This is a genomic window from Arthrobacter sp. JCM 19049 (assembly GCF_001310435.1).
The window spans coordinates 1-808 of record NZ_BAXF01000773.1; the positions used below are offsets into that span (position 1 = coordinate 1).

An 808-nucleotide genomic window follows, 5' to 3' on the forward strand; every position below is an offset into this window, starting at 1 on the left:
AAATCCGCGCGCAGCCGGGCCTCCTGGGCCGGGGTGTAGGCAACTTGGAATTCCCCGCCGCGCTGAATGTCGGCGTCGATCCCCTCGGCCCGGCAGACGTCGATGACCTCATCCACGCTGCGGTTCATGGCCTGCTGGAACGCCTCGGCGCCACTGCGACCAAAGCGGGCCACGTGGCGTTGCCGACCGCCGGTGATGGAGTTGGTCAGCCACCCTCCATTCCGTCCCGAGGCCCCGTAGCCGACGTGGCGTTGTTCAAGCACCACCACGCGCAGCAGCGGCTGCAGCTTTTTCAGGTAGTAGGCGCTCCACAGGCCGGTGAATCCGCCGCCGACGATGGCCACGTCGGTGGACAGGTACCCGGGCAGCGCCGGACGCGGCTGGGGGCTGCCCAGTTGTTCCCACCAGTGTGAAACCTGCCCGTTGATCATCTAACGCACCGCCCCGTTGCAACCTCGGGCCGGCGAAGACGGGCCCACTTGCAGCTAAGCGTAGGCGGGCGACACCTTCCTGGCAATGGCCGCGTTCCGCCGCCTGAACGGCGCAAGGAATTCAGTATTCGCCACGCCGCTGGCCCGTGGGCGGCGCCTGGTTCCAAACCAGCAGGCACCGGCGGCGGGGAAGAGCAGCAACGCCGGCAGCCATTGAAAGACGGCCAACAGTGCCAGGGCGATCAGCAGCAGCGTCAGAGCCGCGTTGCGGGGCCAGACCTGCATCAGATCCCATCCTCCTGATCCGCCCCCACGGGGCTGGGTGTTCGCGCAACCTACCGGGGAAGGGCGGGATGGGAAGGGCGGGAGGCTACTGG

Annotated in this window: 2 protein-coding genes; both read right to left on the minus strand. The window is 67.9% G+C overall.

Annotation, left to right across the window (positions count from 1 at the left end; translation table 11 throughout):
• Positions 1-431: FAD-binding oxidoreductase (locus JCM19049_RS16145; RefSeq protein ID WP_279403427.1), on the minus strand; the 431-nt coding region annotated here is incomplete at its 3' end.
• 54 nt (positions 432-485) lie between these two features.
• Positions 486-716 (minus strand): hypothetical protein, encoded by a 231-nt coding sequence (locus JCM19049_RS16150; RefSeq protein ID WP_054822053.1) that lies wholly within the window; start codon positions 714-716, stop codon positions 486-488.
• Positions 717-808 lie beyond the last annotated feature (92 nt).

Excerpts from the sequence above, each read along its gene's own strand:
- JCM19049_RS16150 (WP_054822053.1), bottom strand. The coding sequence starts at position 716 with ATGCAGGTCTGGCCCCGCAACGCGGCTCTGACGCTGCTGCTGATCGCC.